Origin of the sequence: Mesorhizobium sp. M1A.F.Ca.IN.020.03.2.1 (genome assembly GCF_004023205.1) — a bacterium.
GTDB lineage: Bacteria > Pseudomonadota > Alphaproteobacteria > Rhizobiales > Rhizobiaceae > Mesorhizobium.
This window is the reverse complement of the sequence record NZ_RZSV01000277.1, coordinates 1-6514: the sequence shown is the minus strand read 5'-3', so window position 1 is coordinate 6514 and position 6514 is coordinate 1. Positions and strand designations below refer to the sequence as shown.

Below are 6514 nucleotides of genomic sequence, written 5' to 3'. Positions count from 1 at the left end.
TCTCAACGCCGACCCGTCGATCCACGGCATCCTCGTGCAACTGCCGCTGCCCGGCCATATCGATGCCGGCAAGGTCATCCAGACGATCGCGCCGGAAAAGGATGTCGACGGCTTCCACTTCATCAATGTCGGCAAGCTCGGCACCGGCGAGCTCGAGACGGCGTTCGTGCCCTGCACGCCCGCCGGCTCGATGCTGTTGATCCAGCGCGTGCGCGGCAAGGACCTTTCCGGCCTCAATGCCATCGTCGTCGGCCGCTCCAACATCGTCGGCAAGCCGATGGCCAATCTGCTGCTCGCCGCCAACTGCACCGTCACCATTGCCCATAGCCGTACCAAGGACCTGCCGGCGCTGGCGCGCACCGCCGATATCCTGGTCGCCGCCGTCGGCCGTCCAGAAATGATCAAGGGTGATTGGGTGAAGCCCGGCGCCACCGTTATCGATGTCGGCATCAACCGCATCCCGGCGCCAGAGAAGGGCGAAGGCAAGTCGCGGCTGGTCGGCGACGTCGTCTATGCCGAAGCGGCCGCGGTCGCCGGCGCCATCACGCCGGTCCCCGGCGGCGTCGGACCGATGACCATTGCCATGCTGATGGCCAACACTGTAGCTTCCGCCTACCTCGCGGCCGGATTGAAGCGGCCGTCCTTCTGATCGGAAAGCAGCATCCTTGCCGAATCTTACTGCTCCTGTTGAACGGCCGGTCATGGGCGATCCCGTTCAGGGCGGTCGGCAGTTCGGCTTCCTGCTGGTCGACAAGTTTTCGATGTTCTCGCTGGCGGCGGCGATCGATTGCTTCCGCTCGGCCAACCGTCTGCTCGGCCGCGATTATTACGGCTGGACGACGATGTCGGCGGATGGCGACGCGGTCATGGCTTCCAACGGCCTTCCGCTCAAGATCGACTATTCAGTCGCCGACATGCCGCCGGTCGATATCCTGTTCGTCTCGGTCGGGCTCACCACCGAGTTCCCCGGCAAGAGCAAGGTGCTGGCGGCGCTGCGCAGCTGGGGCCGCCGCGGCAACGCGCTCGGCGCGCTCTCGGTCGGCTCCTATCTGCTCGCCGAGGCCGGCCAGCTCGACGGCTACCGGTGCACTATCCACTGGGAAAACCGCGCCGGCTTCATGGAGCGTTTTCCGGACATCAACTGCACCGGCAACGTTTTCGAGATCGATCGCAAGCGCTACACCTGCGCCGGCGGCACCACCTCGATCGATCTGATGCTGGAGATCGTGCGCGGCGATTTCGGCTCCAACCTCGCCAATGGCGTCGCCAACCAGTTCCAGCACGAGCGTATTCGCTCAGCCGGTGACCGCCAGCGCGTCGGACCTGAGCGCGACCTCACCGGCAAGTCGGAGAAGCTGAGACGTATCGTCGAGCTGATGGCCGACCATCTCGATGAGCCTTTGTCGGCGGTGCAGCTTGCCAAGTCGGCGGGCCTGTCGGTGCGCCAGGTCGAGCGCCTGTTCCTGCGCCATCTCAACGTGACGCCGGGCCGCTACTACATGCGGCTCAGGCTCGAGCGGGCGCGCGAATTGCTGCGCCAGACCAACATGCCGATTCTCGACGTCGCGATCGCCACCGGCTTCACCTCCCACTCCTATTTCGCGCAAAGCTACCGGCTGCAGTTCGGCCGTCCGCCGTCGGAAGAGCGCCGAACCACCTATTGAGCGACTTGCCGGCCGTCGGGCTTGTCTGCAAAGCCCGGCTCAAATAGCTTTCCCGGCGCGGACGGGGGTTCACTCAGGAGATTTTCATGGCGGGACTGGCACGGAGCGTCGCTGCGGCGATCCTCCTTTTGTCGATGACCACCTTTGGCTTTGCCGCCAACAAGGTCATCATCATTCTCGATGCATCCGGCTCCATGTGGGCCCAGATAGACGGCAAGCCGAAGCTCGAGATCGCGCGCGAATCGCTGCGCACGGTGCTGCAGTCGGTGCCGGGCGACGACGAGATCGGCTTCATGGCCTACGGGCATCGCCAGAAAGGTAGCTGCGCGGACATCGAGCTGATCGTGCCGCCGCAGGCGGGTTCGGCGAGCGCGATCTCGGCGGCCGCCGACAGCATGAAATTCCTCGGCAAGACGCCGCTGACGGCGGCCGTCAAGCAGGCCGCCGAAGCGCTGAAATACACCGAGGACAAGGCCACGGTCGTTCTCATCACCGACGGTCTTGAGACCTGCGGTGGCGATCCGTGCGCGCTCGGCAAGGAGCTGAAGGAGACCGGCGTCGACTTCACCGCCGACGTAGTCGGCTTCGGCCTGACCGCCGACGAAGGCAGGCAGATCGCCTGCCTCGCCGAGAACACCGGCGGAAAATACATCCAGGCCTCCGACGAGAAGGCATTGCAGCAAGCGCTGGTCGAGACCGTCGCGGCGCCGGCGCCCGCGCCAGAGCCTGCTCCGGCCCCGGCGCCTGCACCCGAACCCGCCAAGCCTGAATTCAACTTCACGCCGAGCGTCGTCATGGCTGAAGGCGGCGATGCCATCACCGACGGCAATGCCTGGGAGATCTACAAGGCCAAGTCCGGCGGCTCGCGCGGCGATCAGGTCATGACCGAGTATGGCGAGCTCAAGATCAATCTCGAGCCGGGCGATTACATTGTCGTCGGTCGCGCCGACGAGGCAAGGAGCGAGCAGAAGATCAAGATCGAAGCCGGCCAGACCTACAGCCCGTTGTTCACGCTGAACGCCGGAACCTTGGTTATCCACCCGCATGCGAGCCAGGGCTCGGAGATCAGCGGCGAGGCGCGTGTCTACTTCGCCTATCCGGGCGGCAGCACGACCCACTATGGCGACACCAAGGCCACCGTGCCCGCCGGCGAGCAGAAGGTGACGGTGCAGATCGGCGCCGGCACGGTGACCGAAACCATCCAGCTTGCCGCCGGACAGACGGTCGAGAAGGATATCGTGGTCGGCGTCGGCCATGCCGTGCTTAACGCCTACTACACCGCCGGCGGCGACAAGGCCGACAATTCCGGCATCGGCTTCGAGATCGTCAAGGCGAAGAAGAAGATCGACGGTTCGCGTGAAAGCGTGGAGCACTCCTACGGTCCGGACAGCAAGTTCTGGCTGCCGCCGGACGACTATGTCGCGCTAACCACGCTCGATCTCGCCGTTGTCGAACAGCCCTTCAGCATCAAGGCCGGCGACAACCAGGATGTGAAGGTGGCTCTCGGCGCCGGCGTGCTGGCAATGTCGGCGCCCGGCGCCTATTCGATCGAGGTGTTCTCGTCAAAGAAGGATATTGAGGGTAAGCGCAAATCGCTCGGCCTGACCTATGGCGACAGCTGGCAACAGACGATCCCCGCCGGCGACTATGTCGTCGTGCGGCACATGTCCGATCAGGGCCAGGACAAGGAAATGCCGGTGACCATCAAGGCTGGTGAGCGGAGCGAGATCACCGTTCAATAGGCATCGCCGTCCGCAAACGAACGAAAAAGGGTAACCGCTGTTTTGCCCCCAACGTTGTCCGCTGACGCCTGATCTGCGATCAAGGTTCCATGGATGAGCGAGAAGGAGTTTCTCCATGGACACGACATTGGAGGTTCTCACGACACGGCGGGGCCGACGTGAGGCGCATCGCCAATGGCCGGATGAGGTCAAGGCACAGATCGTTTCGGAGGGCTTGCGTCCGGGCGTGACGGTGAACGAAGTAGCGGAGCGCCACGGGCTGGAGGCCAACCATCTGTCGTCCTGGCGAACGCTGGCCCGGCAGGGCAAGCTAGTTTTTTGCCTGCGCCAGGGGAGATCTGCGAACTCAATGCTATTTGATCCGCAGGTCTACTTGACCACCACGCTTGCCGCCGTCGTCAACGGCCACAAGCGGAGGCGGATCGATGAGCTGCTGCCGTGGAACGATCCGCTTGAGTAACGCGTGCACAAAAATAGCAGTCTGGCCGAAGCGGACAAACCCTCGTTAGAGCGTCATAGCTTGACCAGTTGCTTGCCGAAGTTCTCTCCCTTCAACATCCGAACGAAAGCGTGGGGCACGGTCTCGATCCCTTCCGCAACATCTTCCCGTGTCTGAAGCAGTCCCTGTTTGTACCATGACAGCAGATCGGCAATCGCGGTCTCGTATTCTCCTTCGTGGTCGTCGAGCAAGAACCCTTCTATGCGCGCACGGGTGATTAGTGTCCTTCTGAGATGCCTGAGACCGACATCAGGCTGGTCAAACCGGTTGGCCAAGGCAATAGTCCCGACAACCACCACTCTGCCAAAGATGTTGAGGTTTAACATGGCTGCATCGTGAATCGGCCCGGCGGTGTTGTCGATAAAGACATCGACGCCGCTAGGGCATGCGGTCGCGACATCTGCCACGAGATCAGCGGAGCGTCGATGATTGACGCCAGTCCGATATCCAAGCTCCCTGCACCATTCCAGCTTCTCGTCCGAGCCCGCAACAGCGACTGGGTCGAACCCTTTGATCCGCGCGATCTGTCCTGCAATCTGCCCCACAGCTCCTGAAGCGGCAGAGATCAACACCGTTTCCCCCACCTTCGGAGTTGCGGTTTTGAGGAGGGCAAGGTAGGCGGTGAGACCGGGCATGCCGAGATAGCTCAGCGCGGACTGAATCGGAGCGTCGGTTGTCGTCACGGGCTTGGCTGACGCGGCCGGGATCACGCTGAACGGCTGCCAACCAAAATGATCGCTCATCACGAGGTCGCCTGGCTTGAAGTCTGGAGACTCAGACGTAATTACCTCGCCAATTCCGCCGCCACACATCAGATCGCCAATTCTAAAACCAGCAGCATAATTCTTCGCGGGGCTGATCCGACCGCGCATATAGGGATCGACGGAGAGCCACAGAGTTTTCACCAGCAGCTCACCATCCGCAGCCTCGGGAATTGAACGCTCCTCCAGGCTCCAGTTCTCGACGGAGGGCATTGCGGAAGGGTAGCTGCGAAGTATCCAGCTAGGATTTTTGGACATGTCCATCTCCTCAATTTGAGCGTTCGCCCCATTGATGCATGATTTCGGCTTCCGTGTTAAAGAGCGCACGGTGAGAGACATTATTTTGACTTTTGGAAGAATGGCGGATGGATATGATCGAGGCCATGAAGGTGGCCGTGGCAGTCGCCAGGCATAACAGCTTCTCTTCCGCGAGCCGGGATTTGCGCCTTTCCGCTGCCTCGGTAAGCCGCATTGTGGCAGACTTGGAGACCGATCTCGGCGTACGTCTCTTTAACCGCACCACCAGGCAGATCAATCTGACTGATGCCGGGATGGAGTTCGTGCAAAAGAGCACCGGCCTCCTGGAGGAGCTTGATCAGATGCGGAGCGCAGTACGCGAACGCCACGAAACTCCTCGCGGCCAACTCCACGTCTCCTGCGTAACGGCCTTTGGTAATGAGTGCCTGGCACCAGTGGTTCCTGAGTTCGTGCGACGGTTCCCGCAGCTCGATGTCTCAATCGACCTTGGCAATCGTTTGGTTGATCTCATTGGCGAGCACTTCGATGTCGCCATCCGGGTAGGACCGTTGAACGATTCATCCCTGATTGCGCAGAGGATTTTCACGCAGAGGATCGTGTTCGTCGCGACACCCCAGTTTTGCCAGCTATATGGGACACCCAGGACCTTGGACGAGATCAGAGCGTGCCCATCCGTTACTCAGGTCAGCGGGGAATGGGGGCGCGTTCATAAGTTTTCGCATCAAGGAAAGGTCATTGACTTCGAAGTGCCGCAGCAATTGACAATGAACTCAGCGCGAGCGGTGAGAAACGCCTGCCTAGCGGGAGGGGGGTACTCCCTCTTGGGCGATTTCATGGTCGCCCAAGATATAGCGGAGAACCGCCTCGTGCGGCTGCTGCCGGATCATGAACCCATGGAGCAACCGATCTTCGCCTTCTACGCTCAGCGACGTCACACCCCACGTAAAGTCAGGGTGTTTATTGACTATTTGGCGGAGGTCTTCAGTGGCAAGAATACCTCGTGAGACCTCTTGTCTAGGTGCCGATGGCACACCGCTTACGACAAAGGGCGGCTCCGAGCGGCGGCTCCGAGCCGCTCTTTTTTTAGCAGATTGACGTTAGGCATTTGCGAAGGCGGCGGCGCCGTGGTCGGCGCGGCCGACCAGTTGGCGAAAGCCGGCGAACAGCTCGCGGCCGAAGCCGAACTCGTTGCCGATCAGGTCGGCATCCGCCGTGCGGCGCAGCGCGAACTCCGTTCCCGGCACCAGCACCTCCAGCGTGCCTGCATCGGCGTCGAGGCGAATGATGTCGCCGTCATGGATCCTGGCGATCGGCCCGTCCTCGACCGCTTCCGGCGTCACATGGATCGCCGCCGGCACCTTGCCGGAAGCACCCGACATGCGCCCGTCGGTCACCAGCGCGACGCGCTGGCCGCGATCCTGCAGCACGCCGAGCACGGTGGTCAGCTTGTGTAGTTCCGGCATGCCGTTGGCCTTCGGCCCCTGGAAGCGGATCACGGCGACGAAGTCGCCGGTCAGCGTGCCCGACTTGAAAGCTTCGTTCAGCCCCTGCTGGCTGTCGAACACCTTGGCCGGCGCCTCGATGACGCGC

6 protein-coding genes and 2 pseudogenes are annotated in these 6514 nt (G+C 62.0%); 6 read left to right on the top strand and 2 right to left on the bottom strand.

Annotated elements, in window-relative coordinates:
- The 5 genes and pseudogenes from EOA79_RS28165 to EOA79_RS33260 form a co-directional block, all read left to right on the top strand.
- Nucleotides 1–649 (top strand): tetrahydrofolate dehydrogenase/cyclohydrolase catalytic domain-containing protein (locus EOA79_RS28165; protein ID WP_128293490.1); only part of this gene is annotated, 649 nt, incomplete at its 5' end.
- Between the two features lie 52 nt (nucleotides 650–701).
- Nucleotides 702–1664 carry a GlxA family transcriptional regulator gene (locus EOA79_RS28160; protein ID WP_095825809.1) on the top strand — a complete coding sequence of 321 codons (963 nt, stop codon included), beginning with the start codon at nucleotides 702–704 and terminating at the stop codon, nucleotides 1662–1664.
- Between the two features lie 86 nt (nucleotides 1665–1750).
- Entirely contained in the window at nucleotides 1751–3406 is a 1656-nt protein-coding gene (locus EOA79_RS28155; protein ID WP_095825808.1) for a VWA domain-containing protein, read from the top strand.
- Between the two features lie 115 nt (nucleotides 3407–3521).
- Nucleotides 3522–3713: pseudogene (locus EOA79_RS33265) on the top strand (transposase); the annotation flags it as partial.
- Nucleotides 3714–3749: 36 nt separating this feature from the next.
- A pseudogene (locus tag EOA79_RS33260) lies at nucleotides 3750–3866 on the top strand (transposase domain-containing protein); the annotation flags it as partial.
- A 53-nt stretch (nucleotides 3867–3919) separates the two neighbouring features.
- Here the strand turns inward: EOA79_RS33260 and EOA79_RS28145 are convergent.
- Nucleotides 3920–4924, bottom strand: coding sequence for an NADP-dependent oxidoreductase (locus EOA79_RS28145; RefSeq protein WP_095825820.1), 1005 nt, complete (start codon nucleotides 4922–4924; stop codon nucleotides 3920–3922).
- A gap of 107 nt (nucleotides 4925–5031) precedes the next feature.
- On the opposite strand from EOA79_RS28145, the gene EOA79_RS28140 reads away from it, so the two are divergent.
- Nucleotides 5032–5928, top strand: coding sequence for a LysR family transcriptional regulator (locus EOA79_RS28140; protein ID WP_067327227.1), 897 nt, complete (start codon nucleotides 5032–5034; stop codon nucleotides 5926–5928).
- Nucleotides 5929–6021: 93 nt separating this feature from the next.
- Here the strand turns inward: EOA79_RS28140 and EOA79_RS28135 are convergent.
- On the bottom strand, nucleotides 6022–6514 hold a 493-nt coding region (locus EOA79_RS28135), incomplete at its 5' end, for a dihydroxy-acid dehydratase (protein WP_206639278.1).

What these genes read in the sequence shown, in the direction of transcription:
- EOA79_RS28145 (WP_095825820.1), bottom strand. Translation starts at nt 4,924, where the DNA reads ATGTCCAAAAATCCTAGCTGGATACTTCGCAGCTACCCTTCCGCAATG.
- EOA79_RS28160 (WP_095825809.1), top strand. Translation starts at nt 702, where the DNA reads ATGGGCGATCCCGTTCAGGGCGGTCGGCAGTTCGGCTTCCTGCTGGTC.
- EOA79_RS28140 (WP_067327227.1), top strand. Translation starts at nt 5,032, where the DNA reads ATGGATATGATCGAGGCCATGAAGGTGGCCGTGGCAGTCGCCAGGCAT.
- EOA79_RS28155 (WP_095825808.1), top strand. Translation starts at nt 1,751, where the DNA reads ATGGCGGGACTGGCACGGAGCGTCGCTGCGGCGATCCTCCTTTTGTCG.